The 26,233-nt window shown below is 61.7% G+C and carries 24 protein-coding genes and 1 pseudogene; 10 read left to right on the top strand and 15 right to left on the bottom strand.

The features are described 5' to 3' along the window. Positions 1–9 precede the first annotated feature (9 nt). Positions 10–1,298: pseudogene (locus tag NKH80_RS13135) on the bottom strand (acetylornithine deacetylase/succinyl-diaminopimelate desuccinylase family protein). A gap of 222 nt (positions 1,299–1,520) precedes the next feature. On the opposite strand from NKH80_RS13135, the gene NKH80_RS13130 reads away from it, so the two are divergent. Further along, positions 1,521–1,949: a L,D-transpeptidase gene (locus NKH80_RS13130; RefSeq protein ID WP_254818202.1), complete on the top strand. Its 429-nt coding sequence runs from the start codon at positions 1,521–1,523 to the stop codon at positions 1,947–1,949. A 148-nt stretch (positions 1,950–2,097) separates the two neighbouring features. On the opposite strand, the gene NKH80_RS13125 is transcribed toward NKH80_RS13130, so the two are convergent. The 5 genes from NKH80_RS13125 to NKH80_RS13105 form a co-directional block, all read right to left on the bottom strand. After that, positions 2,098–3,090, bottom strand: coding sequence for a lipid A biosynthesis lauroyl acyltransferase (locus NKH80_RS13125; RefSeq protein WP_352876250.1), 993 nt, complete (start codon positions 3,088–3,090; stop codon positions 2,098–2,100). A gap of 2 nt (positions 3,091–3,092) precedes the next feature. Next, positions 3,093–4,121, bottom strand: coding sequence for a zinc-binding dehydrogenase (locus tag NKH80_RS13120; RefSeq protein ID WP_352477635.1), 1,029 nt, complete (start codon positions 4,119–4,121; stop codon positions 3,093–3,095). An 83-nt stretch (positions 4,122–4,204) separates the two neighbouring features. After that, complete coding sequence (locus NKH80_RS13115; protein ID WP_352991884.1) at positions 4,205–5,476, bottom strand: beta-ketoacyl-ACP synthase; 1,272 nt, start codon at positions 5,474–5,476, stop codon at positions 4,205–4,207. 76 nt (positions 5,477–5,552) lie between these two features. Continuing rightward, positions 5,553–6,740, bottom strand: a complete 1,188-nt coding sequence (locus NKH80_RS13110; RefSeq protein ID WP_352737195.1) for a beta-ketoacyl-ACP synthase — start codon at positions 6,738–6,740, stop codon at positions 5,553–5,555. Between the two features lie 38 nt (positions 6,741–6,778). After that, positions 6,779–7,063: an acyl carrier protein gene (locus NKH80_RS13105; protein ID WP_352737194.1), complete on the bottom strand. Its 285-nt coding sequence runs from the start codon at positions 7,061–7,063 to the stop codon at positions 6,779–6,781. A 707-nt stretch (positions 7,064–7,770) separates the two neighbouring features. On the opposite strand from NKH80_RS13105, the gene NKH80_RS13100 reads away from it, so the two are divergent. Further along, positions 7,771–8,937: an epoxide hydrolase family protein gene (locus tag NKH80_RS13100; protein WP_352876256.1), complete on the top strand. Its 1,167-nt coding sequence runs from the start codon at positions 7,771–7,773 to the stop codon at positions 8,935–8,937. A gap of 216 nt (positions 8,938–9,153) precedes the next feature. Here NKH80_RS13100 and NKH80_RS13095 read toward each other — a convergent pair whose 3' ends face one another. The 3 genes from NKH80_RS13095 to NKH80_RS13085 form a co-directional block, all read right to left on the bottom strand. Continuing rightward, positions 9,154–9,702 (bottom strand): histidine phosphatase family protein, encoded by a 549-nt coding sequence (locus NKH80_RS13095; RefSeq protein WP_254818209.1) that lies wholly within the window; start codon positions 9,700–9,702, stop codon positions 9,154–9,156. 106 nt (positions 9,703–9,808) lie between these two features. Further along, entirely contained in the window at positions 9,809–12,424 is a 2,616-nt protein-coding gene (locus NKH80_RS13090; protein ID WP_352991882.1) for a caspase family protein, read from the bottom strand. Continuing rightward, a complete protein-coding gene (locus NKH80_RS13085; RefSeq protein ID WP_352991880.1) occupies positions 12,421–12,816 on the bottom strand; it encodes a caspase family protein in 396 nt (131 codons plus the stop codon). The genes NKH80_RS13090 and NKH80_RS13085 overlap by 4 nt, the downstream gene beginning before the upstream one ends. Positions 12,817–12,965: 149 nt before the next feature. On the opposite strand from NKH80_RS13085, the gene NKH80_RS13080 reads away from it, so the two are divergent. The 5 genes from NKH80_RS13080 to NKH80_RS13060 all read left to right on the top strand — a co-directional run bounded on the left by NKH80_RS13080 (position 12,966) and on the right by NKH80_RS13060 (position 17,547). Then, on the top strand, positions 12,966–13,916 hold the full coding sequence (locus NKH80_RS13080; RefSeq protein ID WP_352505778.1) for an AEC family transporter: 951 nt from the start codon (positions 12,966–12,968) through the stop codon (positions 13,914–13,916). A 315-nt stretch (positions 13,917–14,231) separates the two neighbouring features. Continuing rightward, positions 14,232–15,689 carry an NAD-dependent succinate-semialdehyde dehydrogenase gene (locus NKH80_RS13075; RefSeq protein WP_352991877.1) on the top strand — a complete coding sequence of 486 codons (1,458 nt, stop codon included), beginning with the start codon at positions 14,232–14,234 and terminating at the stop codon, positions 15,687–15,689. 80 nt (positions 15,690–15,769) lie between these two features. Beyond that, positions 15,770–16,795 (top strand): aldose epimerase family protein, encoded by a 1,026-nt coding sequence (locus NKH80_RS13070; protein WP_352505780.1) that lies wholly within the window; start codon positions 15,770–15,772, stop codon positions 16,793–16,795. Positions 16,796–17,021: 226 nt separating this feature from the next. Further along, on the top strand, positions 17,022–17,144 hold the full coding sequence (locus tag NKH80_RS13065) for a hypothetical protein (RefSeq protein ID WP_352505781.1): 123 nt from the start codon (positions 17,022–17,024) through the stop codon (positions 17,142–17,144). Between the two features lie 130 nt (positions 17,145–17,274). Continuing rightward, positions 17,275–17,547: a colicin immunity domain-containing protein gene (locus NKH80_RS13060; protein ID WP_352505782.1), complete on the top strand. Its 273-nt coding sequence runs from the start codon at positions 17,275–17,277 to the stop codon at positions 17,545–17,547. 127 nt (positions 17,548–17,674) lie between these two features. Here NKH80_RS13060 and NKH80_RS13055 read toward each other — a convergent pair whose 3' ends face one another. The 5 genes from NKH80_RS13055 to NKH80_RS13035 all read right to left on the bottom strand — a co-directional run bounded on the left by NKH80_RS13055 (position 17,675) and on the right by NKH80_RS13035 (position 22,483). Then, positions 17,675–18,595, bottom strand: coding sequence for a phosphorylase family protein (locus tag NKH80_RS13055; protein ID WP_352505783.1), 921 nt, complete (start codon positions 18,593–18,595; stop codon positions 17,675–17,677). A 14-nt stretch (positions 18,596–18,609) separates the two neighbouring features. Beyond that, on the bottom strand, positions 18,610–19,401 hold the full coding sequence (locus tag NKH80_RS13050) for an ABC transporter permease (RefSeq protein ID WP_254818215.1): 792 nt from the start codon (positions 19,399–19,401) through the stop codon (positions 18,610–18,612). Beyond that, the gene (locus tag NKH80_RS13045) at positions 19,394–20,281 is read right to left on the bottom strand and encodes an ABC transporter permease (RefSeq protein ID WP_352991873.1); all 888 of its coding nucleotides are present in this window, start codon (positions 20,279–20,281) and stop codon (positions 19,394–19,396) included. Before NKH80_RS13045 ends, NKH80_RS13050 begins: the two co-directional genes overlap by 8 nt. Then, the gene (locus NKH80_RS13040; protein WP_352991871.1) at positions 20,278–21,315 is read right to left on the bottom strand and encodes an ABC transporter ATP-binding protein; all 1,038 of its coding nucleotides are present in this window, start codon (positions 21,313–21,315) and stop codon (positions 20,278–20,280) included. The genes NKH80_RS13045 and NKH80_RS13040 overlap by 4 nt, the downstream gene beginning before the upstream one ends. A 127-nt stretch (positions 21,316–21,442) precedes the next feature. Beyond that, positions 21,443–22,483: an ABC transporter substrate-binding protein gene (locus NKH80_RS13035; protein WP_023676450.1), complete on the bottom strand. Its 1,041-nt coding sequence runs from the start codon at positions 22,481–22,483 to the stop codon at positions 21,443–21,445. 145 nt (positions 22,484–22,628) lie between these two features. On the opposite strand from NKH80_RS13035, the gene NKH80_RS13030 reads away from it, so the two are divergent. Next, positions 22,629–23,678, top strand: a complete 1,050-nt coding sequence (locus tag NKH80_RS13030) for a LacI family DNA-binding transcriptional regulator (protein WP_352991869.1) — start codon at positions 22,629–22,631, stop codon at positions 23,676–23,678. 12 nt (positions 23,679–23,690) lie between these two features. On the opposite strand, the gene NKH80_RS13025 is transcribed toward NKH80_RS13030, so the two are convergent. Then, the gene (locus NKH80_RS13025) at positions 23,691–24,275 is read right to left on the bottom strand and encodes a TetR/AcrR family transcriptional regulator (protein WP_352451959.1); all 585 of its coding nucleotides are present in this window, start codon (positions 24,273–24,275) and stop codon (positions 23,691–23,693) included. A 107-nt stretch (positions 24,276–24,382) separates the two neighbouring features. Here NKH80_RS13025 and NKH80_RS13020 point away from each other — a divergent pair, with 107 nt between their 5' ends. Then, a complete protein-coding gene (locus NKH80_RS13020) occupies positions 24,383–25,198 on the top strand; it encodes an oxidoreductase (protein WP_352451958.1) in 816 nt (271 codons plus the stop codon). An 86-nt stretch (positions 25,199–25,284) separates the two neighbouring features. Beyond that, positions 25,285–26,232, top strand: coding sequence for an alpha/beta fold hydrolase (locus NKH80_RS13015; RefSeq protein WP_352991867.1), 948 nt, complete (start codon positions 25,285–25,287; stop codon positions 26,230–26,232). Position 26,233 lies beyond the last annotated feature (1 nt).

The following is a 26,233-nucleotide window of genomic DNA, read 5'->3' as shown; positions in this document are numbered from 1 at the left end:
ATGGCCGGATCATCGCGGGCCGGCGTCCCTCAGCAGAACGTCGAGGCCGATCGCCATCACCTTTGCCGAGTCCAGCATGTCGGCAATGCCGACCCATTCATCGGGCCGGTGGGCGAGATCGAGGATGCCCGGGCCATAGGCGATGCAGTCATAGATGTGGCCGATACGGGCGATGTGCTTCTGGTCGTAAGTGCCGGGCGAAATCACGTAATCCGGTTCGCGGTCGAATATCTCCATGATGCCTTGCGCGACCGCCTTAACCACCGGCGCGTCGCGCTCGGTCATCAGCGGCAGCACCTCCATCAGATCGCGGATTTCGTAGTCGAACTTTTTGCGCTCGCGCTTCAGCCGTTCGAGGATATCGGTCACCTCGCTCTTGACCGTAGCGAGATCCTCTTCGAGCAGGAAGCGGCGGTCGATGGTCAGCCGGCAGGAATCGGGCACGTTGGGCGAGGGCAGACCGGGCCGGAAATCCTCCGTCTGGCCGCCATGGACCGAGTTGATGTTCATGGTTGAGCGTTTTGCGCCTTCGGGCACGACCGGCATGCGCGTCATCTTGCGGTCGAGCGCCGGAAACAATTCGTCCTCGAAGGCGCGCAGCACGGCGCCCATATGGCGCACCGCATTGTCGCCGAGGAACGGCATCGAGCCGTGCGCGATCTCGCCCCTGGTCTCGATCTCCGCCCACCAGACGCCGCGATGGCCAAGGCAGATGCGATCCTTGTTGAGCGGTTCGGGAATGATGACGTGGTCGACCTTCGGCCTGGAGAAATAGCCGAGCTTGGCCAGATGCGCGACGCCGCCAAAGCCGCCGGACTCCTCGTCGACCGTGCCTGAAATCTCGATGGCGCCGGAAAATCGGGAAAGACCTCCATGAAGGCTTCAGCGGCGATGATCGAGGCGGCAAGCCCGCCTTTCATGTCGCAAGCGCCGCGGCCATAGACCTTGCCATCCCTGACGATGCCGGCGAACGGATCGAGGCTCCAGCCGTCGCCGGGCTCGACGACGTCAATATGCGAATTGAAGTGCACGCAAGCACCCGGCGCCCGGCCATCGAAGCGGGCGACGACGTTGACGCGCGGGTAACGGTCAGTGTCGCCAGGTGTGCCCTCGGCACGGATGAATTCGGTCTCAAAACCACGCTTCTTCAGCCGCGCGCCGATATATTCGGCACATGGCCGATAAGCTTCGCCGGGCGGATTGATGGTCGGAAAGCGGATCAGATCCGCAGTCAGTGCAACCAGATCATCGGCTCGGTCATCGATAGCCTTGAGGAGCCGTTCGTTCGGTTCGTTCATTCGGCGAATTGAGCAGCGGATGAGGGGGTTTTGCAAGTCCGATGGCGAATTGCCAGGCGATTGCGTGTCGTTACGGCAACTATTGCGGGAAATCGTTCAAATTCGCTGCTTGGGATTGGTGAAATCGTCAGGGAGTAAGTGTTAGCTCGCTGGCTTGCCATCAAAACGCTGGGGAACAGCGTTAGGGCAGGCAGGCAAGGGGCATCAAAGGGGTTTGATTGCATGAAAAACACTGTTCTCATGGCAGCGGCATTAGTAGCGATGCTGTTCGGTTCGTCGTTCGAAAGCCGTGCGGCCAGCCTGGTCGCGAACATCGATATTTCCTCACAGACGATGACGGTAAGATACGGGCTGTCGTATTACCGGTGGAGCGTTTCCACCGCCCGCAAAGGCTACATCACGCCACGCGGCAGCTATCGTCCACAGCGGACGGCCCGGATGTGGTATTCGCGCAAATACGACATGTCGCCGATGCCCTATTCGGTGTTCTTCCGCGGCGGCTATGCCATCCACGGCACCGGCGCGATCCGGCAATTGGGGCGCCCGGCATCGCATGGCTGTGTGCGCCTTCACCCCAGCAACGCGGCCGCATTCTATTCGATGGTGCGCAAAGCCGGCTTCGGCAATACGCGAATCCTCGTGACGAATTAGGGTCTGTTCCCCGGCCCGCAACAAAAACCCGCCGGAGCGGCGGGTTCGTCGGGGCCAAATAGAACCATAACTAATTTATAGCATAGCTGCCGGCACAAAGCAAGAACAAAATACGTTAGTTGCGGAAAACGCTTGCTATGGTTTCCGCTCAAGCGGCTTTGTCGCGCATTGTCGTCGGCCGCCGCTTTTTGCGCTTGCTGATCTCCCAGCGCTTGTGGAACCACATCCACTGGCCGGGGTCTTCGCGCACCCAGCGCTCGACCACGTCGTTGAGAAGCTGGGTGGTGGCGGGGACGTCGACACTGCCGCCGGCGGTGCGCGGCAAGGTGAGCTTGTCCTCGATCTCGAGCCGGAAACGATTGTTCGGCAAGCGCACGCAGCGCGCCGGGTAGACATCGCAATCGTAGTGTCGCGCCAGGGTGCCGAGGACCCGGTTGCTCTCGCAGGGGCGGCCGAAGAATGTCGTCTCGAGCCCGCCGGTGAATTTCTGGTCGACCAGCACGCCGATATTGCCGCCCTTCTCCAGGACGGCCGCAAGCGCGAACGAGGCACCGGTCGAAGACGGCAGGAGCGATCCCATGCTCGAGCGGCGGGTCGAGAGGATGTAGTCGGCGAGGTAAGGGTTGTTGGGCGGGCGAAATAGCGCCGTGATGTTCATGCCGAAGGTCGCCGCCGCCACCGGCAGCAGCTCGAAATTGCCGAGATGCCCGGTGAAGACGATATGCGGCTTGTCCTCGCCCGCGATGCGCACGAAATGGTCCACGCCCTTGACCTCGACACGGCCCGGCTTCGTCGCAGTGGGATCGTAGTCGAACAAAGCATCGAGAAAGATGTATTCGGCGGCCAGGCGGGCCATGTTGCCCCACATGTCGGAAGCGATCGCTTCGATCTCGGCATCGCTTTTTTCCGGATAGGCCTGGCGCAGATTGTCGACCGCAACCTGATGGCGCGCCACCCAAGGGCCGATGCGGCGGGCGGCGCGGTCGGCAAAATTGAGCGCGCTGTCGGGCGGCAGCAGGCGCAGCGCGGAGATGATGATCATCGCGACCCGCGCGACCAGCCAGTAATTGAACTGGCGAAGCCGCCTGCCATAGCGGAATCCCAGGTCCCTGCGGATCTTCTTGAAGGCGTTGCCGATCATTCTCAGCCGACGCGCAGGATGATCTTGCCGAAGACGTCGCGGCCTTCCATGCGTTTCAGCGCCGCATCGATGCCGTCGAAGCCGACCTCGGTGTCGATCACCGGCGCGACCAGGCCCGCCGCCATCTTCTGCATGGCGTCGGCCATGTTTTCCATGCGGCAGCCGAACGAGCCGAGCAGCTTCAGCTGCTGCTGGAACAACTGCATCAAATTGATCTGCGTCGACACGCCGGAGGTCGAGCCGCAGGTGACCAGCCGGCCGCCGCGTTTGAGGCACAGCATGGACGCGGCAAAGGTGTCGGCGCCGACATGCTCGAACACCACGTCGACGCCCTTCTTCTTGGTCAGCTTGCGCACGACGCCCTCGAAGCGGTCGTCGCGGTAATTGATGACGTGGTCGGCGCCGAGCGCCTTGGCCTTGTCGATCTTGTCGTTCGAGCCGACGGTGGTGATGACCGTGCAGCCCATCTTCTTGGCCAGCTGAATAGCGGCGGAGCCGATGCCGGAGCCGCCGGCATGGACCAGTATCGTCTCGCCGGGCTGCAGCCGGGCATTGTCGAACAGCATGTGCTCGACCGTGCCGAAGGTGACAGGCGCCACCGCCGCGCCGATTTCGCTCACGCCTGGCGGGGCGGGGACCAGAAGGCGCGCCGGCAAGTTGATCTTTTCCTGCGCAAAGCCGTCGAGATGGAAGCCGTGGACGCCCGAAACATGCTCGCAGAGATTGTCACGGCCTTCGCGGCAGGCGCGGCAAAGCCCGCAGGTGCGGGCGCCATAGATCGACACCAACTGTCCGGGCAGGAGGCTGGAAACGCCGGGGCCGACCGCCTCGACCTCGCCTGAGGCTTCGGCGCCGACGACCAGCGGCAGCTTGCGCTTGGCGAAAGCCATGCCGCGCCAGCCCCAGACGTCGATATGGTTCAGCGCCACGGCCTTGATGCGCAGCGTCACCTCGCCGAGCGACGGCGGCGGCGGTGGCGGCAGGTCCACCGTTTCAAGCCGGCGATCCTCGATAAGTTGCAATGCGCGCATGCCAGATCCCAGGTTGCGCAGGACCGAGAACCGTTTCGGAAAGGACCATGCGCACGACAAAAGTGCTAGAGCGGAACGGTCGCTTAGACCGGTTCCCGCGCCATGACAAGGCAGGTGTTCTGGCCGCCGAAGCCGAAGGAGTTCGACAGGACGGTGCCGACCTCGGCGTTGCGCTTGGTGTTCGGCACCACGTCGAGCACGATCGCCGGGTCGGGATTGTCATAGTTGATGGTCGGCGGAATGACGCTTTCGCGCATCGTCATCAGCGAAAATGCGGCCTCGACGGCACCGGCAGCCGATAGGGTATGGCCGATCATCGACTTGTTCGACGAGACCGGCATTGATGAGATCCGCTCGCCGAATACCGTCGACAGCGACAAGTGCTCCACCTTGTCGTTTTCCGGCGTCGAGGTGCCATGGGCATTGACATAATCGATCCCGTCCTCGCTCAAGCCGGCATCGGCAAGAGCGGCGCGCACCGCCGCGATCGCCGGCGAACCGTCCGGCTTGGAGCGGGTGCGATGGAAGTCGTCGGCCTTTTCGCCGCAGCCGCGCAATATGCCGAGAACGGTGGCGCCGCGGGCCAGTGCTGCCTCCAGCGATTCCAGCACAAGGGCGCCCGAGCCTTCGGCCAGCACGAAGCCGTCGCGGTCCTTGGAGAAGGGTTTTGAGGCCTTTTCGGGGATGTCGTTATGGGTGGAGAGCGCGGACAGAAGCGAGAAGCGGATCAGCGCCTCGGCGGTCGCCGAGCCGTCGGCGCCGATCGACAGCGCCCTGTCGCATTCGCCGCGGCGGATCGCCTCGACACCGAGCTGGATCGCCGTGGCGCCCGAAGCGCAGGCGGTCGACAGCGTGATCGGCAGGCCACGCGTGCCGAAACGGTCGGCAAGCCGGTCGGCGATCGAGCCGAACTGGGTGGTCTCGAAGATGTCGAGTTCCCTGAGGCCGCGCGCTACCCGCAGCAGCCTCTCTGCACCGGTGTCGTGCGTGTCGGAATTGTAGAGCGAAAAGCGCTCGCTCCAGTCGAGCTCGACCGGCGGCGAAGCGAGGAAGAGCGGTCCGCCGAAATCGCCGGCATCGAGGCCGGCCTCCGACATCGCTTCCTGGGCGGCGGTTTCGGCAAGCTCATAGGTGAGAAGACTGGCGCCCTTGGAACTCGACGGCAGGAAATCGACCATGCCGGAGATGCGGGTGTTGAGATGATCGACCGGGAAGCGGGTGATCGGATGGATGCCGGATTTGCCTGACGTAAGTGCCGCCCAATTGTCGGCTTTGCCGACACCGAGCGACGTCACCACGCCGATGCCGGTGACCGCGACGATAGGCCTGCCCATATGGTCGTTCAGATTGGCCATTTGTTGTCCAAAAACCTGTTTCTCTTGCAGCAATCGGATCGCCCGAAAACCGCATCACACTTTTCGGTCCGATGCTCTAGGCGGCTTTGATCAGCGCCATGCCCTCGAATTGGTGATAGCCGATCGCCGTTGCAAGGACGGTCTTCGGGACGCCGGAAAACGGTTTTTCGACTGTGGCGTCGAAGACAGGGTAGGCCGCCTTGCGGTCGACAGCCAGGGCCGCCAGCGCAACGGCAAAGGGGAACTGCGCTTCCTTCATGTGGCCGGTCAGCGTCGAAAAGCCGCGTGCGGCGATCGCCGGATTGGCCTCGAGTGCCGATTTCTCGGCGGCGGTCGCGGCATGGGCGCCCGAAGCGCCGGAGATCGCCAGCAGTTCGCCGTCCGGCAATGCGGCTTGCTTCAACAGCGCGGCGATCTCACCGGCGAGTTCGCCCCGCCGTCGCCTGGCGCGACCGGACAGGACCGGGCCGAGTTCCGCGTAGATCTTCCGGCCACGGCTTTCCGCGTGCTCGCGCTGCTCCAGGACGAGAAACGCGCCGCCGGATCCGGTCACCACACCGCCGCCTTCGGCGCCTTGCCTCTGCCAGACCGGCCGCCACGCGCCGCGATGCAGGTAGCCGGCCAATTCATAGCCGAGCAGCATGTCGGAATGTTCGGTCTGGAAAGCGCCGCCGACCAGTATATGCGTCGACTGGCCGGAGCGGATGCGCGCGGCCGCCGTCTCGACCGCGGCAACGCCCGCACCTTCCTCGCCCATGAAGGTGCGAGAGGAGCCTGTCACCTTGTGGACGATCGAGATGTTGCCGGCGAGCAGGTTGGAAAGCTGTGCCAGAAACAGCGTCGGGCGCAATTCCGTGGTCAGCTTCTCGTTAAGCAGCACGTCGCGGTCATTGCGGCTTTCCGATGCCGCGAGAATGGCCGCATCGACCGCCTCGTCGCGCTCGCCGCCGCCGGCGGCCACCACCATGTCCATGGTCGCGCAGAGTTCGTCATTGCCCTTGATGCCGGCATCGTCGAGCGCAAGGCCGGCCGCATAGGTGCCGAGCCTCTGCCAGGTCTCCATCTGCCGCTGGTCGCCGCGCTTGGCGATCTGCAGGTTCCAGTCGATCTCCGGTAGCGGATGGACCGTATAGGGCGAGAAGCGCGAGGCCTCCAGAACCGGCTCAAGGCGCGGCTGGACAAGCTTTTGCCAATGCGCATCCGGACCCTCGCCCAGCGACGAGACAAGGCCGATGCCTGATATGACGACGTCGTGGGGGTTCATTGGGGGCTGTTGTGGGTCGGGCGCGTCAGGCGCTGTGTTCACGCGGCGTTCTTGGCGGCGACGAGCGCGTCGATCTTGGCGCACAGGTTCTTCATGACGAAATAGTCGTCGGTCGAAGCCTTGCCGTCGTTGACCTCCTGCGTCCACTTTTCCAGCGGCACCTTGATGCCGAATTCCTTGTCGATGGCAAAGACGATGTCGAGGAAGTCGAGGCTGTCGATGCCGAGATCGTCGATGGTGTGGCTTTCGGGCGTGATCGTCTCGATATCGATCTCGCTGGTGTCGGCGATGATCTTGGCGACGTTGTCGAACGTGGTGGACAAGGGCTTTTCCTTCGATTGCGGGCGGAATCTGTCCGCATGTGTTTGGCGCTGTCTAATCGGTTTTTCCGGGCAGGAAAAGGCCTGATGCGCCGACCGCAGCTGGGATTGATGTTCTGGCAGAGCAATAGGGGTCGCTGGCAACCCCTCCCGGCGATATGCCCAAACCGTCCCATCTCTGGTCATTGCGTGTACCAATGTACCACGAAGATCTATGACTACAGAAACGCTCGCAGACCGGGTGCGCCTGGAAAAACGATTGGCGAAGGTGCTCAAGGCCTTGGCTGAGCATCGCGACATGAGCCTGGGTGGACGGCTGGCGCATCGCATCCGCTATGTTCGCGTTACGCCGGATTCGCGTTTCGGATTTGTCGAGGTGGCCTGCCGACCGACACTAACGGAGGCACGGAGGCGTCGATTACCTATGCGTTCACGGCCTTGAGCCCGGCAGGAGCATCGTATCTGTCCGAACTGACGGAGGACGCGTTCGCGGACATGATCGATGGATGGAAGCTCCGTGTCGACGCTTGGCTGGTAGCGGTGAAAATCTGACGCCAGGTAACTTAAACGAATTGCCACCAAGGGTGGAATGTTACCTTCGTCTCGTAGATGGGAACCAGCAAGTAGCGGACAAAGCTGTCGCTCAGTGAGTTTTCCTTCGTTCTGTGCCTTGATGGGACAATTCTTCGCCGCTGATCGGAGCAACACCCGTGGCCATTCATTCCTTCCACATCCACATCCCGGATGAACAGATCGAGTACCTACAGCGTCGTATCCAAGCGACAAGATGGCCGTCGTCGATCTTCGCATACGGATGGGAGGACGGTACTGACGTTGATTTCCTCAGAAAGCTTTCACGTTACTGGGGATACGATTTCAGGTGGCGCGATCACGAAAAACGTCTGAACCTGTTGCCTCAGTTTAGGGTCACGATAGACGGGTGCGACATCCATTTCGTTCACCAGAAAGGAAAGGGGTCAGCGCGCTTGCCGTTGATCCTCACTCATGGCTGGCCCGGCTCCTTCGCCGAGTTCGAGCATGTCATTCCGCTGCTCACGGATCCTGCCAAATACGGCGGGGATGCCGATGACGCCTTCGATGTCGTCGCACCGTCGCTTCCGGGTTTCGGCTTCTCGTCCCCGCCGCGTCAGGCTGGCGTTAGCTCAAAGCATGTCGCGAAGCTGTGGCGGGGGCTGATGCGCGAACTGGGATATGATCGCTTCGCCGCACAAGGTGGCGACATCGGCGCCGGCGTCTCGACCTGGCTCGCTCAGCTTTACCCGGAGGATCTTATCGGATTGCACCTGAATTACATTCCAGGCAGTTTCCGCCCGACCCTCGGTCGCGACGACCCACCTGTCACGCCGGAGGAGAAGGCATTCCTCGACAGTGCGGCGAATTTCGCCGCGACGGAGGGGGCCTACGCTTTTCTGCAGGGGACCAAGCCCCAGACGCTAGCCTTTGCACTGACAGATTCCCCGATCGGGCTAGCCGCATGGATTGCCGAGAAGTTCCGCAGTTGGAGCGACTGCGAAGGCGAACTCGAACGCGCCATCCCTCTAGACACGCTGCTTACCGACATCTCGCTCTACTGGTTCGGTAACACGATCGAGGCCTCGCTCCGGATTTACAAAGAGAACCGGCTCTGCCCCCTGATCTTCGGGCCAAGGGAGCGAATAACACCGCCCCTAGGCGTTGCAGTCTTCCCTCGAGAGCTTCCTATGCCACCTCGCTCCTGGGTCGAACGAGTCTTCCGTGTCGAGCGCTGGACCGACATGCCGAAAGGAGGACATTTCGCGGCGATTGAGCAACCCGAACTCCTGGTCGAGGACATCCGGGCGTTTTTTCGGCCGCTGAGGCTCCGGCCGGCAAAGTAAAGGACGAAAACCTCGCCCGTTGTCACGGCTCGGAAGTCCTGATGAGACGGTACCATCGCATTCGCTTTCGTTGAAAGCGCTCGTTGGTCCTGACTAAGGGTCAATGTCGACCTTGGACTCGATCAGACCTCATCGCGGGTCGGAACCGGTATTCCGCTTAAGGTACCAAACGCTAGATTTCACTACTAGCGAACGCTTCAACCGGCTCCGGCGCAGTCAGAAAGTGACGCGGCCGAGTACTCGCAGGCCGTCGCCCTGCGGCTCGACGACCACGGCCTCGCCTTCACGCGGCGAGATCCCGGTCAATTCCTTGATGTTTTCGAGATGCGTGACCATGACCAGATTGTCGGAGCCGGAATAGCCGCGGATCTCGGCAAGGATCGCAGCAATCTGGTCGGCCTTTTCCTTTTCGTCGGTCTTCAGCAGGTCAAGCGGTGCGAACGGCTCCGGCTCGCTTTCGAAAGCGATGCGGGCGGTCTCGAGGCAGCGGCAATAGCGGCTGGACAGCACGCGCTCGACCGGTGCGGCGCGGGCGCCAAACAGCGCGCCGATCTTGCGCGCCTGTTGCTTGCCGCGCTCAGAGAGATTGACCTGGGTCGCGCATTTGCCGAGGTCGAAATTGGCCGCATCGGTGGTGCCGGTGACCATGGCATGGCGAAGCAGGACCACATGCCCGCCGTCGCGGAGCAGCGCCCAGCCGGCTTCCGTCGCATGGGCTGTGGCGGAAACGGCAAGCAGCAGCAGCGCCAGCACAAATCGAAGCATCAGACATCCTTTTCGGGTGACCGGCAGGCAGGTCCCCGGTGACCGGCATATAGGGACGGCAAAGCCGGCTGAAAGACAAGCCGAGTGCAACCTGTGGCCGAGACGCCTATTTCTTCGCTATCTGCTTCTTCACCAGATCGATCTTGCGGTCGGTCAGCGGGATGGGGAGTGTGTAGCCGGCTTCGGTAAAGCCTTGCTTGGCGTTCTCGAAGAATTCGATCACCTTTTGGTATTCGGCATTGCCGCCGCCATAGCTGCCGCGGTTCCAGTGGACGTCGCCGAGATTGTTCTGCTCGAAGGCCCATTGCATCGGCTGGCCTTCGCGGGTGAAGACCTTGAGCGTCGCCTCGAAGGCGGCTTCGGCGTCGTCCAGATATCTGCCGGTCCGTTCGAGATTGCCGAGATTGATCAGGCTCATGCCGATGCCGTTCTGCGCGTTTGCCCAATCGACGGGCGAGGTCTCGAAGGTCAGCACCTCCAGCGCCGCCCGGCGCGCGGCGATCGAAGCGACCAGTTTGCTGGTGTCGGCCTCGCTCATGCTCAGCCATTGCAGCGCCGAGCCGAGGGCGGCCTGGGCCAGCGCCCATTGCCGCGGCGTCGTCTCGCGCTTGTATTCGCGCAGTGCATCGCGATAGGCCTCGATCGCCGCCTCGTAGTGCACCGGCTTGTCAGTCACGCCGCCGAGCAGTTGCAGCGTGTTGCCGAGATTGTAGTGGGTCATCGCCCAGTCGAGCGGAAACTCCTTCTTGGTATAGACGCGCCGTGCCGCCCGGTATGCAGCAGCCGATTGCTCAAGCCTGGCAGGATCGCGCGTGCGCTGGCCGAGCGTCTGGTAGATCGAGCCGAGATTGTTCTCCGCCGAAGCCCAATCCGTTGGAAAACGTTGGCGTGTAAATATGGTCAGCGCGTCGCCATAGGCGGCAGCCGCCTCTTCGAGCAGGCCGGTGCCGAGATCGAAACGGGCAGCACTGCTCAGCGCGTTACCCAGATTGAGACGGCTGCTCGCCCAGGAGAGCGGGAAGGTGTCGCGTGTGCGGATTTCGAGCGCGGCGCGGAATGCCGCGGCTGCCTCGTCGATTTTTGCCTTGTCGTTGCGTTGCGTGCCGAGAGACACCAGCGTGTTGCCGAGATTGTTTTGGACCATCGCCCACGGAACGGGCGCCTTTTCGCGCGTGTATTCTTCAAGCGCCAGCCGGTAGGCGGCCTCGGCCTCGGTCAGGCGCGCGCCGCCCGGTTCGCGTTCCGAAAGCGCGTAAAGCGCAAGGCCAAGGTTGCTTTGCGAGGCGGCCCAGTCCAGCGGGACTTTGCCGCGCGGCCGCTTCTCCAGCGTGGCGCGCATCGCCACCACTGCCTCGTTCAGGCGTTTCGGGTCGCTCTCGCGTTCGCCGATCTTCAACAGCACATTGGCCAGGTTATTCTGGGCGGCCGCCCAGTTGAGATCATCCTTCTCGCACTCGAACACGGCAAGCGAATCGCGAAAGACTTTCGCGGCCTCTTCGAGCCGGTCGGTTTGGCGCTCGCGCTCGCCGATCGTCTGCAGCACCACCGCCATGTTGTTGCGGGTAATCGCCCAATCCCGGTTCTGCTCGCCATTAGGGATGAAGTTCAGGATGACGCGGTAGGCGTCTATGGCGTGCTGCAGCGCTTGCCTGTCGCCGGTGGCGTCGCCATGCGCATTGAGCGCTTCCGCCTCCTGGTTCTTGTAGTTCCACCGCAGCCTGCCGTCCCATTTCTCGACCAGCGAGAAGGCCTTGCCGTAATCGTTGGCGGCGGACAGATAGTCGAAGACCAGCGCCGAAGCGTCGGCGCGCCTGGCATAGATCGCCGCGTCGGCAAGACGCTTCTGCCTGACCAGATCCTCTGCCCGGTCGACCACGCCGCTGGCCTGCTCGACCCGGCCCACTGCCTTGTCGAGGAAGTTGCGCGCAGTGACGATAGCGCCCTGGCCGATCGCCTTGTCGGCCGAGGCGACGAGGCGGCTGATCTCGGGGTCGTCGGTGCGCAGCGCGTTGCGCTCGGAGATCATCTTCAGGCGCTCGGCCTGAGCATCGAGCAGCTTTTGCAGGTCGGCGGGGTCCTCCGGCATCTTTTCGGTGCCGAGTGCCTTCAGCACGCCATAAAGCGCGTCGAGCGGCACGCCGTCCTGCAGCGAGGCCAGTTCGACCTGTGCCCGCTTGGGGTTCGGCAACTCGGCGATCGTCAGCAGCAATAGCCGCCGCTCGCCAGTGATCAGCCCGTCGTCGCCGGTCGGTTCCTGCGGTGCAACGCCGAAATAGAGCAGCCGGCGCAGGCTTTCATTGACCCATGGCCGCTGCTTTGCCTTGGTGTCGAGATAGACCTCCTCGGTCACCATGCGCATGACCGAGCCGAACTCGGTGCCCTTCATTGCCGCGAGGTGGCGCAGAAGTGCCGCTGCGTAGGGGCTGTTTTCGCCGACGATGCCGTCGAGTGCCGGCCGCCCCGGCTCGGCGGCAAAGCCGATCACCGTCCCCAGATTTTCCGTCGCGGTAACGTTCGCCAGTGCCCTGGCGCCGCGCACCGGCTCCAATCCGCCGGCGCTGACCGGCGAGGCCGAGGCCGTCGGCGCCCGGCGCAGCACCGCATCCGCCGGAAACGGGTTGGTGCGGCAGGCATCGAGCAGCATGATCGTTACCGGCACGGTCGTCTTCAATTCGTCCATGACGGCGGAGATCGGCACCAGGGCCTGATCGGCGTCCTTCAATGACGACCGTCGGCGTCGACCGGCACCAGATAGTTTTCGCCGCCGGCCTCGATGCCGTGGCCGGAATAGTAGATCAAGGCGACGTCGGCGTCCTCGGCATCCTCAGCGAAACGCTCGAGGTCGCGCTTCAGCTTTGCCGCGTCGCGGTCGGTGACGCTGCGCGCGTCGAAGCCGAGATCGGTCAGCATCTTGGCGATGTCGCGGGCGTCGTTGGCGGGGTTGGGAAGAGCCGCTATGTGCTGGTATTTCGACTGGCCGACAATCAGCGCCACGCCCTTGAGGCTCTCCGGCTCCGCGGCGTGAGCCGAGGTCACCACGAGGCAAAGCATGGCGCCGACCAAAGCCGTCAGCCACGCCTGCTTGAAGAAGTGCTGATTTCCGACAAGGCCCATTCGCCGCGTGTCCCCCGACAGCCCTGTATAGCGCTGGCATCCAACCATGGGCAAATTCGGACAAGATCCGAGCGGCCGGATTGTTGGCCGGTACATTCGCGAGGGAAGGGCGGTTGCGCCGCCGCCCGGCCTCGCCTATCACGGGAAAAATGTCTCCGCTTACCGAAACCGTCCTCTTCGTCTTCAGTCTCGTCGGGCTCGGCTATCTTGCCGGGTTGACCGGCTATTTGAAGCCGGCGAGCGGCGAGGGCGTATCCGAATTCGCCATCAACGTGGCAATGCCGCTTTTGCTGTTCCAGACCATGGTAAAGGCCGATTTCCACGGCGTGGCGCCGTGGTCGCTATGGGGCGCTTATTTCGCGGCGGTCGCGCTCACCTGGGCCACCGGCCATCTGGTTGTTACGCGCATCTTCGGGCGGGACGCCCGCGCCGGCGTCGTCGGCGGCGTATCGTCGTCCTTCTCCAACGTCGTCCTGCTCGGCGCGCCCTTCATCATCGGCGTGTTCGGGCCGGCCGGGTTCGAAGTGCTGTCACTGCTCGTCTCCATTCACCTGCCGGTGATGATGATGGCCTCGATAATCCTGTTCGAGATGTTCGGCCGCGGCGGCAGCGAGCCTGTGCATCCGGTCCGTGTCGTCAGGAGCTTTCTCAGGAGGGTAATCATCAATCCGCTGATCATCGGCATACTGGCCGGGCTGGCGTGGCGCTTCACCGGTGCGCCGCTGCCGGTGCTTGCGACGCGGCTGAGCGACGCGCTGGCCGGCACGGCCGCCCCGGTTGCGCTGTTTGCCATGGGGCTCAGCCTGCGCCGCTTTGGCATCTCCGGCAATGTAAGGCCGGCGCTGGCGCTGTCGGCGCTGAAACTGTTCCTGATGCCGGCGCTGGTTCTCGGCCTGGTGTGGCTGATCGGCCTGCCGCCATTGACGGCCAAGGTGGCGGTGATGGTTGCGGCGTTGCCGTCCGGCATCAATTCCTATCTCATCGCGGTGCAGTTCAACACCGGCCAGGCGCTGGCGTCGAACCAGATGACCATCGCCACCGCCTGTGCTGTCGTGACCACTGCGTTTTGGCTGACGGTGGTCGTCCATGTTTTTGGGTAGGGTATGTCGATATTCAGGTGATGCCGGCCTGCGAATGGCGGTTTCCTGCGCTTCCGGTACTCACGGACCCGAATGTCCGCTCCGTTCCGGTTCTCGGAACCCACCCTTCTCGACTCGGCCTGACCTGAATCTCAACATACCCTGGAGCCTTGGCTGCATCGCTCTCGCTTTGGCTGGCCCAAACCCTATATGCCATCTTGTGATTGCTTGCGGGGCTTGCCCTGGGCTAAGAGCAGTGGCTCTAGCGATGCTATCGCGCACGTCCATTCACGAAATCAGCGACCGGCCCGCCAGGTGCCGAACGGAGGCGAGATCATGCTTCAGAAAACCAGCCATTTCATGCGGCAGGCCAATCTCATCAATGGCGAATGGGTGCAGGCCGATTCAGGCCAGACGATCGACGTCAACAATCCTGCCACCGGCCTCAAGATCGGCACAGTGCCGAAGTCGGGCAAGGCCGAGACCCGCCGCGCCATCGAAGCCGCCGACGCTGCTTTCCAGACATGGCGCAAGACCACCGCGCTCGAACGCTCGAAGCTGTTGCGCAAGCTGCACGACGCGATGATGGACAATCAGGACGTGCTGGCCGAACTGCTGACCATCGAGCAGGGCAAGTCGCTGTTCGAATCGAAGGGCGAGATCGGCTCGGCCGCGTCCTACATATTGTGGTTCGCCGAAGAGGGCCGCCGCACCTATGGCGACGTCGTTCCGTCGCCCTGGGCGGACCGCCGTATCCTGGTGACCAAGGAGCCGGTCGGCGTCATCGCCGCCATTACGCCGTGGAATTTCCCATCCTCGATGTTGGCCCGCAAGCTTGGCCCGGCGCTTGCCGCCGGCTGTACCGCCGTGGTCAAGCCCGCGTCGCAGACGCCTTATTCCGGCCTTGCCTGGGGCGCGCTTGCCGAGGAAGTCGGCTTCCCCAAAGGCGTAATCAATATCCTGACCGGCGCCGCCGGTGAGATCGGCGACGAGATCTGTGCCAACCCGCTGGTCAAGAAGATCACCTTCACCGGCTCGACGGAGGTCGGCAAGATCCTGATCCAGAAGTCGTCGGTGACCGTCAAGAAAGTGTCGATGGAGCTCGGCGGCAATGCGCCGTTCATCGTCTTCGACGACGCCGACATCGAGCGGGCCGTCGCCGGCGCCATCACCGCCAAGTACCGCAATTCCGGCCAGACCTGCGTCTGCACCAACCGCTTCCTGGCGCAGGCCGGCATCTATGACCAGTTCGTCGAAAAGCTGGCTGCTGCGAGCAACGGGATGAAGGTCGGTTCCGGCCTCGAGGAGGGTGTCCAGCAGGGACCGCTAATCGATGAGAAGGCGGTGGAGAAGGTCGAGGAGCTGATTGCCGACGCTACTGCCAAAGGCGGCAAGGTCGTCGCCGGCGGCAAGCGCCACGCGCTCGGCGGCTCGTTCTTCCAGCCGACAGTGATCGCCAATGCGACGCCGAAGATGCGCTTCATGAAGGAAGAAATCTTCGGCCCGGTAGCACCGGTATTCAAGTTCGAGACCGAGGAAGAGGCCGTAGCACTCGCCAACGACACCGAGTTCGGCCTGGCCTGCTACTTCTACACCGGCGATCTCGGCCGCGCCTTCCGGGTCATGGAAGGGCTGAAATACGGCATGGTCGGCGTCAATGAAGGGCTCATCACCACCCCTGAAGCGCCGTTCGGCGGCGTCAAGGAATCGGGCCTCGGCAAGGAAGGCGGCCATCAGGGCATCGAGGATTATCTCGACACCAAATATGTCTGCATCGGTGGACTTGGTCTCTAGAAGCCTGATGCGGTAATACCGAAAACGACCCTGGGCCGCTTCGAAAGGCCAGGCTGGCATCGAGCAGCGAACTTGCGAGCATGGCAATGAAGGACGGCGAGGTTTTCGGCACGACGCAGGCGGGCGAGGCCGTCCGCCGCTTCACCATCCGTGGTGGCGGCCTCACCGCCAACATCATCGGGCTGGGTGCGATCATCCAGGATCTGCGTCTGGCCGGGCACGACGCGCCGCTGGTGCTCGGCTATGATCGTTTCGAGCACTATGAGACTGACACCGCCTTCTTCGGCACCGTCGTCGGGCGCTATGCCAACCGTATCCGCGACGGCCGCTTCACGCTTGCCGGCAAACGCTATCAGACCGAGCGCAATTTCCTCGAAAAGCACACGCTGCATGGCGGTTCGCAAGGTTTTTCGCGCCGGGCCTGGGCGGTTTCGCTGCATGGCAGGGATTTTGTCACGCTGACCCTGCACGACCCCGACGGCACGATGGGCTTTCCCGGCGCGCTCGACGTGACCTGCACCTACCGGCTGAAGATCCCCGGCACGCTCAGCGTCGAACTGACCGCCACCTGCGAGGAGCCGACGCTCTGCAACCTCACCCAGCATTCCTATTTCAACCTGGATGACGGCGGCGCCGGCGACATTCTCGACCACCGGCTGATGCTGAATGCCGGCGCTTATCTTCCTGTCGACGCCGATCTGATCCCGACAGGCACGGTCAAGCCGGTCGACGGCACGCCTTTCGACTTTCGCCAGGCGCGGCCGCTGCGCATGGAGACCGAGGGCGAACAGCTCCCCTATGACCAGAATTTCTGCCTCGCCTCGACGCGCGGGCCGCTGAAACAGGCATCATGGGCGCAGGGCGCGAATTCCGGCGTCGAGATGGAGCTCTGGACCACGGAGCCGGGTGTCCAGCTCTATACCGGCCAGTATCTGGCGCCGTCTTCGCCTGGATTGGGTGGGCGTGAATACAAGGCCTTTTCGGGCTTCTGCCTGGAGCCGCAAATCTGGCCGGATGCGCCGAACCGGCCGTATTTCCCGCAAGCCACACTGTGGCCCGGGCAGATCTACCATCACGTGACGGAATACCGGTTCAGGCTGCCTTAGGGTTGGACTGCCGCTGCCGAAGCGTACGACTCGAGCGTCGCGAACATGCCCAACGTAGCGCCTCGGGATGATAGTGTCCTGAAGGTTCTGCAAAAGCTCTGGAGAGAGAACAGCTCTTGGCCTGAGGCAACGGGCTGCCATGGCACGCTGGTGACGTTTCGACCACCGATTCCCGTGGAAGGGGAGTGCCATGACCAGTCGAGAAATAGGCTGAGCAGAGGGCGAGTTGAAAGCGTTGCTGTCGTCGGATGAGGACGGCTTTCGCAAGGTCTTGCAGATTGTGGTGCAGGAGGCTTTGGAGGCCGAGATGACGCAGGCCATCCAGGAACTTACCAAGAGCAATCAGTAACGCACTTCGTCGACCCGCAAACCGGCTTGAATGTCATTCGCGATAGTTCAGGAAATCTCCTGTCTTGATGGAAGCTCAGTCCCAAGCAGTTAGAATATGTCTTGACGACCGGAAAACTGGGAGGCGAACTATGAGCAGCGTATCTGGCGAATACCGTGCGTTGGTTGAAACTTTTCTCGCAGGGGAAATAGATGCTCCTAAGTTGGTAGAAATTTACTTAAAGAAATTTAAGAATGAGACGCGAGCCATCCCAGAGCAGGAGTTTAAGGTGATAGATGAGATCTTTGCTGGCATTGACTCATATACTTCCGATATCAGCTTGATTAGAGAGAATCCTAGATTCTATCTTGACGAAGCGCAACTGAGAGTAAAAGTTGCGGAGGCCCTAGACCGGCTCCCATAGGCTTACCGGCTGCCCGGCGGACACGCCAACGTCATCGCTGAATGCAACGCCATTTTTGCAGAGCTTGACGCACACAACTCTCGAGATCCCTAGTCTGCGGCAGAGCTTCAGCCATCTGGCGGGTATCTCAGAACCGGCTGGAGCGTTCTTTCGGCTGAGGCGACTTCAAGCCCTGACAGGAGCATGCCGGATCAGCAGGAAGTCGCGCGGCGGTCTCCAGCGCGACCCGCGAGGCTGTCATTGAGAGATTGGGCAGCACGTCCTCCTGCAGCAATTTCTGGCGATTGCGATCCATATAGTCGTTGAAGCCCGCCGTCACGAACGCGCAAGGCACGAAACACGCGCCGATCTCGCGCGACAAGGTCGCCTCAGGGGCGATGGAATGGTTGAGTACATCCGCCCCCATGCCCCGATACGCCAAGGCTTCGGCTGGCGTTGTCAGCCGGGGCCCATAACAGTGGGCAGCCACCAACTGCTGTTCGATGCCATAAACGCGGCATTCGGCTGGCCAATGACGGCGGGCCGTTTCGACCAGAACCGCCGCACATCTTGGACACACGATTTGCTTGCCCGAACAGTCAAAGCTCTGGCGGTCAGGCAACAGTGAAAACGGGGTCTGCGTCAGTTCGATGATGTCGGCGGTCACCACCATGTCGCCCGGCTGGATCGCCTTGTTGACGGCGCCAACCGTCGAGCAGGCGAGAACTTGCCGTACACCCGCCCGCATCAATACCCAGAACGCGCGGCGATGACAGGAATGGTCAATATGGTCGCGGGGATTGCCGTGCGAATACATGCACAGAGCGCGCTTTGCTCTCCCGTCGGCAGTAATCGACGCGTCGAACTCGAGCAGCTTCCAGTTGTCGGTACGACCGAAAGGCGTTTCAAAACTCATGTCGCGCCGCAAGGTACGCACACCATCGAATTCGACATCTTCCGGGAAGGCAAGCCCCCAGTTTGCCGACCCGGTGATGATGGCCAACCCTACCTGAGGGATGTCCGTCGAATGATCCGTCAGATCGTCGGCTGCATGGTAATTGGTGGGCATGTTTCCAGTCTCGGTCAGGATTTTTGGCGAAGGGTCACAATCAGGACCACGGCCACGACGATGACGGTCCACAATGTCGAGATCGCCGCAATGGTCGGATCGATCTGATCGCGCAGCGACAGGAACATAAGCTTCGGCATCGTGCTATTGCGACCACTTGCGATGAAGATCGAAATCACAGACTCGTCGAGCGAAGTCAGGAACGCCATCAATGTCGCTGACAGCAAGCTGATCCGAAGTTGCGGAACGATTATTCCGCCAATGGCTCTGGCCCAGTTTGCACCGAGGCTGCGCGCCGCCTGAACCTGGTTCCAGTCAAAGCGGGCGAGAGCGGGTAGCAACACAATGCAGGCGACCGGAACGGCCAGCACCACATGTCCGACCAGCACACCCAACAGCGTTCCGATCAGATGTTGTGCGGCCAACACAAAGAAGAGACCGATCGCAAGCAGGATACCTGGGGTGATCGAGGGGGTCAGCAGGACGCTCTGGATGGCCGCAGCGGTCTTTCCGCCCAGCCGGTTCATTGAAATGCAGGCGAGCAGCGCGAAGGGCACCGCGATCAACGCCGTCAACGTCCCAAGGATCAAACTCGTCCTCAGCGCGGCCATCCACGTTGCCGAGCCGAAGAAGTTCTCGTACCAGCGCAACGAGTAGGCGTGCGGCGGAAACTCGAGGAGATTAGATGCCGAAAAGGAAAGCGGCACCACCACGAGCGTCGGCAGCATCAGAAATGCCATGACAAGAGCGGCAAAGCTCCAGAGCAAAATGCGGGCGAGCCTGTTTTGCGGATAGGCTTCAAGCATGGGAGGCTTCCACGGTGTTCTGGGCCACCAGCCGGCGTGCCGCCAGCAACATCACACCGATCAGCGACATAAGAACGAGGAGCAGAATGCCCAGGACGCTTGCCGACCCCCAGTCCTGAAAGGTCGATAGTGTACGCTCGATCCGGGTAGAGAGCGGATTTACCTTGCCGCCGCCAAGCACCGCCGGCGTGATGAAAAAACCTATGGCGTAGATGAGGACGATGATCGAACCCGAGAAGATGCCGCCCGCCGAAAGCGGCATAATGACTGTGCGGATGACCTGCCTGAGAGTGGCTCCCATGCTCGCAGCCGCGCGAATGAGATTTGGGTCGATATCGCGCATCGCAGCATAAACAGGCAGCAGAAAAAGTGGCAGCATGTAGTGCACCATGCCGATGAGCGTTCCCGTGAAGTTGTAGACCAGCGGCAATGGCTCCGCCGTCAGGCCTGAACCGGTCAAAGCCGCGTTGATCAGGCCGTCGCGCCGCAAGAGCACGAGCCAACCATAGGTACGCACCAGAATAGAGGTCCACAGCGGCAGCATGACGAACGCCATGAGCACGTTGGCCAGCCTTGGTCTGACGCTGGCCAGAGCCAGCGCCAGAGGAGTGCCGAGGAGAATGCAGGCCGCCACCGTACCCAAGGACAGTTCGAGGGTCGTGACGAGCGCCGACCACGTCAGTCCGCTCGAAAGGACCTTCTCGTAGTTGCCGACGGTGTACTCACCCCCGGTGGTCAGGAAGGATTGCCGGATGATCCAAAGGATGGGCAGTATCGCCGCCAGTCCAACGATGAACAGCGCCGGGAGCGAAAGTGAAAGAAAAAACCGCCGCTCGCGCCGCGCATCCGCCGCGAGCGCCGGGTCCCGGACGACGGTCACGCCATCGCTCCCGGTATCGCGTGAACCTTCGCTGCCGGTGCATATGCGGTCATCCGCTGACCGGCGGCAAGCTCGGCGCAGCCGCCGGCCAGCGCTGCCGGAATGCAGACAAGAACCTCTTGCCCGCCGTCAAGCGCCAGCGTCAAAAGCCAGTTCTCGCCGCGGAACGCTTTGGCGCACAGTATTCCTTCGAGAGCCACTCCGTCTCCCCCGACGAGCTTCGCATCAAGATGGAAGCTTTCGGCGCGGATCATCAGAGTTTCGCGTGATGCTTCGGCGCCGTCGATTCTGCGCGCTGAGCCCGGGGCCACAATGTTGGCCTCGCCCATGAACTCCGCGACGAAGCGGGTCGATGGACGATCATAAATCCGCTGCGGCGTATCTATCTGCTGGATGCGGCCAGAATTCATCACCGCAATCCGGTCAGACATAATCAGCGCTTCGCGCTGGTCGTGGGTTACATAGATCGTGGTGATCCGTAGATGATCATGCAGACGCCGGATCTCATACTGCATGGTCTCGCGCAGGTTTTTGTCGAGCGCCGACAGCGGCTCGTCCATCAACATCACGCGCGGTTCGAAGACGATAGCCCGCGCCAATGCCACCCGTTGACGTTGGCCGCCGGATAGTGCGGCAATATTGCGCTCCGCCAGACCATCCAGCTTCACGCGGGCCAAGGTATCAAGCGCCCGCTGACGCGCCTCCGCTCTCGGTACCTTGCGCAGCACCAGCGGATACGCGACGTTCGCCAGGACATTCATGTGGGGAAACAAGGCGTAATTCTGGAATACTATGCCGATGTCTCGTTTGTTGGGCGGCAGGCGGGTGATGTCTCGATCGCCCAAGAAAAGTTTACCGGAATCCGGCCGGACAAAACCGGCCAGAGCCATGAGTAACGTGGTCTTGCCCGATCCCGATGGCCCTAGCAGCGTGAGGAATTCGCCAGCCTGAATGTCGAGCGAAACATCATCCAGTGCGACGTAGGACCCATAAGCCTTGTGCACGCTTTCGATGGTGATCGCGAGCGACTTCATGATGTGCTCCAGCCTTAAAGCGCGTCGCGTTCGACCGGCTTCACGCGACGCGCTTTAGGTTCTTGTTTTCATGCATGTCGTTGTCGCGCGCTGCACATTTTTGCGCGACATGCGTCAGAGCTGAGAGTCAGCGAGCCATCATTTCATCGAAGGCTCTTTGGGCAGCCTCGCCATTCTTGACCCACCATTCTGAATTGGAAAACACCGAAGTGCCAGCATTTTCAGGCGCGGTCGCAAGGGTCTTCAGACGGTCCTCGGGAATAAGGCCACCCTCATATGCCGCAGGATTGACTGGGCCGTAGGCAATGAAATCGGTCAGCTTGGCAACCCGCGCGGGCTGCGTCATCGCTGCGATGAGCTTCATCGCGGCTTCCTTGTTCGGCGCTCCCTTCGGCACCCCAAGACAGTCCGTGCCGATGACCGAACCCTTGAACGTGTAGTCAGCCGCGCCGCCATCTGCTTTCACGGTTTGGGCGCGTCCGTTCCAGGTAATGACCAAATCCGCCTCACCGTCTTTCAGCAACTGCGCGGACTGGGCGCCCGAGGTCCACCACACGGCGACATCTGGTTTGATCGCTTCAAGCCGCTTGATGGCGCGCTCTAGCCCTTCCGGGGTGCTGAGCACGGAATAGACGTCCGCCGGTGCCACGCCATCGGAGAGAAGCGCGATCTCGATCGAGTCTTGCGCATTGGCGCGCAACGCGCGACGGCCAGAAAATTTGGCAACATCCCAGAATTCCGCCCACGTCTTCGGCGGGTTCTCGCCATAGGTCTTGGTGTTCCACGACATGACGGTGCCATAGGAGTCAAACGGATAGCAGTAGTCGGACTTCGCACCCTCCGGCACGGATTTCGGATCGATGATCTTGTAGTCGAGCGGCTCCAGCAGCGATTGTGCGGCCGCCTGGGCACCTTCCGGCGAACCCAGGTGAATGACGTCGGTCGTGACCGCACCCGAGGTGACCTGCATCTTCAAGGCGGCCAGGCCGTCGCTTAGGGTCTCCTCGCGGACATCATAGCCAAGCTCTTTTGCAGCCGGGCCCCACATGGCCTCCTTCATGGCGTTACCATAATCCCCACCTGCGGTCGTGATGGTGACCGTCTGCGCATGAACGGGCAGGGCAGCCGAGATTGCGAATGCTGTTAAGGAAATGCGTAGCCAGGACATAGGTTCTCCTCCCCAACTTTATCAAACATCGCTCAAAAGAGCCATTATTTTGTAATCGTAACGTTACGATTGCATCTCAATGCACTGGAGTCAAGCTGCTTCCTACGGGAGTTCGATTGACCGGGATGTCGAATTCGGTAACGTTATGGCGGTCAGCAAATCAGCCGGCGCTTTCGCAAATGAAGTCGGGCGAACAATGGCCAATCTAAAGCAGATCGCCGCGGAACTTTCGCTCTCGGTGACCACGGTTTCCCGCGCTCTGAAAGATGGACCGGAAGTGCAGCCCTCGACCATAGCCCGCGTCAAGGAGGCGGCTAAGCGGGTCGGCTATTTACCAAATCATCATGGTCGCGCGCTCAAAACCGGTCGAACGCAGACGCTGACGGCCGTACTCCCGATGGAAACACGAGACCATCTGTCCGATCTGTTGAAGCTTCCTTTAATCGAAGGCATGACGCTGGCGGCGCGGCAAGCCGGTTATAGTCTGTCCATCTATTCCACCACTCCCGACGACGATCCCGTTGAGAGTGTGCAGCGGCAGCTTCAGGCGCACAGCGCAGACGGCCTGATCATCACGCGCCTGGTGTCGGCTGATCCGCGCGTCAAGCTGCTGCTGGATAAACGCATGCCGTTCGTTGCGTTTGGAAGAACCGACCTGGATATCGCGTATCCTTATGTCGATGTCGATAATGAACAGATTGCCTACGAGGCGACCCGGCGGCTCATGGATAAGGGCTGTCGACGCATTGCGCTGCAACTTCTCGTTCCGGAGGACCAGACGAGTGCTATGCGTCTTGCCGGGTATGGAAGGGCAATGGCCGAGGCCGGTATTCCGATCGACCAATCGCTGATCGGTCATGGCATGTTCACCATGGAATCGAGCGCAGGCTGGTTCGATCGCTTGCTGGCGTCATCAGATCCGCCAACGGGCTTGGCGTGCGCCAACGAACTGGGCCTTCTGGGAGCGTTGCACGCTCTCGGCAAGCAGGATCTTACACCAGGCCGCGACGTCCACATCGTCACCCGTGACAGCACGCGGCTGGCACGCTTCCTGCCGGCAAAGATCGGAGTTCATTCCGTGGATATGGCGGGTGTTGGACGCAAACTTATCGAAGTCCTGGTTAGCCGGATCATCAATCCGCTTGGGCCGGTGGAGACAGTCTTGGTGCAAGGCAGATTCGAGCCGGCCGAATAATCCGGGCTGCCATCAGGAGGCCACCTCGTCTTGAACCGGCCGGATCAGCGCCTTTGCGGCAGCTGCTCCCGCCGCTAGGATACGATCCGACAATTCCGTTCCTTCCACGGCGCGCGCGAGTTGAAGCGCGCCGATGAGCGTTGCAAACATGCCCAACGCAGCGCCCTCGGGATCGTTCGTCTGCGGCAGAGCTTCAGCTATCTGGCGCACCAGGGATTGAGCGCGCTCGGCATAGAGGGCTCGCGTTTCAGGCGGCTGCCGCGCGATTTCCGGCAACAACGCGGCCGAAGCGCAACCCTTTCCAGGATTGTCCCGGTGCTCGGCCGATAGATACGTCTCTATGGCCATTTCCGGACCGCCGGCGGCCAATGCTTCCTGCACTTCATGCGACTGCGCGTCCAAGGCCGCCGCCACGCTTTCACGGACGAGCTCCGCCTTCGACTGGAAGTGCGGATAGAAGGCGCCGTTCGTCAGCCCGGCGTCGCTCATGATGGTTGCCAGCCCGGACGCCGCGATGCCGTCAGATCGAAAACGTTCGGCGGCGACCTCCATGATCCGGCTGCGTGACGCGTCTTTTCGGCCCTTTTCGTAGCGCATGGTCTTTCTTTCCTGTCCTGCTATTGCATTATGCTCATAATCTGATATTACGAACATAATTCAATTTGTGGAAATAAGCTAGACCTCTCGAACCTGGAACATCAAAAATGAATGGGAATTCTGAAAAAACCGCAATCGTGACCGGAGCCTCCTCCGGCATCGGCCGCGCCAGCGCCGAGGCCTTGGCGCGGGCGGGTTTCACTGTCTTCGGGACAAGTCGCCGCAAGACCAGTAATGGTCCGGGCGGAGTGACCATGCTGGCATGCGACGTGACCGATGATGCGGCCGTCAATGCGCTCGTTGCCACCGTGCTCGCGCAGACCGGCCGGATCGACCTCCTGGTCAACAATGCCGGTGTCGGTCTGCTAGGAGGCGCCGAGGAATCCTCGGTCGCCCAGGTACAAGCCCTGTTCGACGTCAATCTGTTCGGCGTCATGCGAATGACCAATGCGGTGTTGCCGTCGATGCGGCGGCGCGGCGAAGGGCGCATCATCAATATCGGCTCCATTCTGGGACTGGTACCCGCGCCATACTCAGCTCATTACTCGGCGGTCAAGCACGCGCTCGAAGGCTATTCGGAATCGCTCGACCACGAGGTGCGCGCCTTCAACGTCCGCGTTTCCGTCATCGAGCCGGCATTCGTCCGCACCGTCTTCGACCAGAACGGCATCGAGCCGGATTCGCTGTTGAAGGAATACGATCGGGCTCGAGCCGGGCTCAAGGCGCTGCTGGGCGATGTGATGCCCAAAGCCGATCGGCCGGAAGTGGTGGCGGATGTGGTTGTCAAGGCAGCGACCGATGCCCGCCCGCGACGGCGCTATACCGCTGGCAACGCAGCGCGCCAGGTCAGCCTGCTGCGCCGCTTTGCCCCCGCGGGGATTTTCGACAAGAGCCTGCGCAAACAGTTCCGACTGCCGGTCTGAACAACGGCGAGCCAGAGGATTTCACGCACATGCGACTAGCAACTACGACACATTTGGCCAGGCCCTACGAAACGGAGGCGCCAAGCATGACACATAGATCCAATCGGTCGCCGCGTTCACCGGCGTTGTTCCAGGACGCGCCAACGCTCTCGATCGATGTCGGCGGCACAGCCTTTGCTTACAGGGAACTCGGGCCCAGGGCGGGCGTGCCGGTGATCCTGCTCAACCATCTGGCTGCTCAGCTGGACAATTTTGATCCGCGCATCGTCGATGGCCTCGCTGCGACCCGGCGGGTAATTGCCTTCGACAATCGCGGCATCGGTGCTTCGGGTGGCAAAACTCCGTCGACCATTTCCGGCATGGCGCGGGATGCAATCGCCTTTGTCCGGGCGCTGGGGTTCGAAGAAGTCGATCTCTTCGGCTTTTCACTCGGCGGCTTCGTGGCGCAAGAGATTGTGCTGACCGAGCCCAAGCTTGTGCGCAAACTCATCCTGGCTGGCACGGGGCCGGCCGGTGGGCAAGGCATCGACAAGGTGACGCCGCTGACGATCGTGGACATGATCAAGGGCGCGCTGACTTTTCGGGATCCGAAGTACTATCTCTTCTTCACAAGAACGCCGAATGGGCGCCGCGCCGCAAACGCATTTCTGGAACGGCTGAAGGAGCGCCGGAACAACCGGGACAAGGCGATATCGCTGAGCGCGTTCGGCGCGCAACTCAAGGCGATCAAGGCCTACGGACTCCAGGCGCCACAAGACCTGAGCACCATCCGCATTCCCACTTTGGTTGCGAATGGCGACCAGGACAGGATGGTGCCGAGCAGCAATACCTACGATCTCGCCGGGCGTATCCCTGGGGCGCATCTGGTCATCTACCCGGATGCCGGGCATGGCGGGGTATTTCAGAACTACGCCGATTTTGTCCCGAAGGCGCTGTCCTTCCTCGAGGCTGAGGCCTTGCCGCAGGGCGGCCATGCAGCTGAAAACGTTCGGCTTGTTTCGTCCCGAACAGCAACAGACATTCTTAGAAAGTAAC

The organism is Mesorhizobium sp. M0904 (assembly GCF_040319475.1).
Lineage (GTDB): Bacteria > Pseudomonadota > Alphaproteobacteria > Rhizobiales > Rhizobiaceae > Mesorhizobium.
This window is presented reverse-complemented; position numbering and strand designations above follow the sequence as displayed.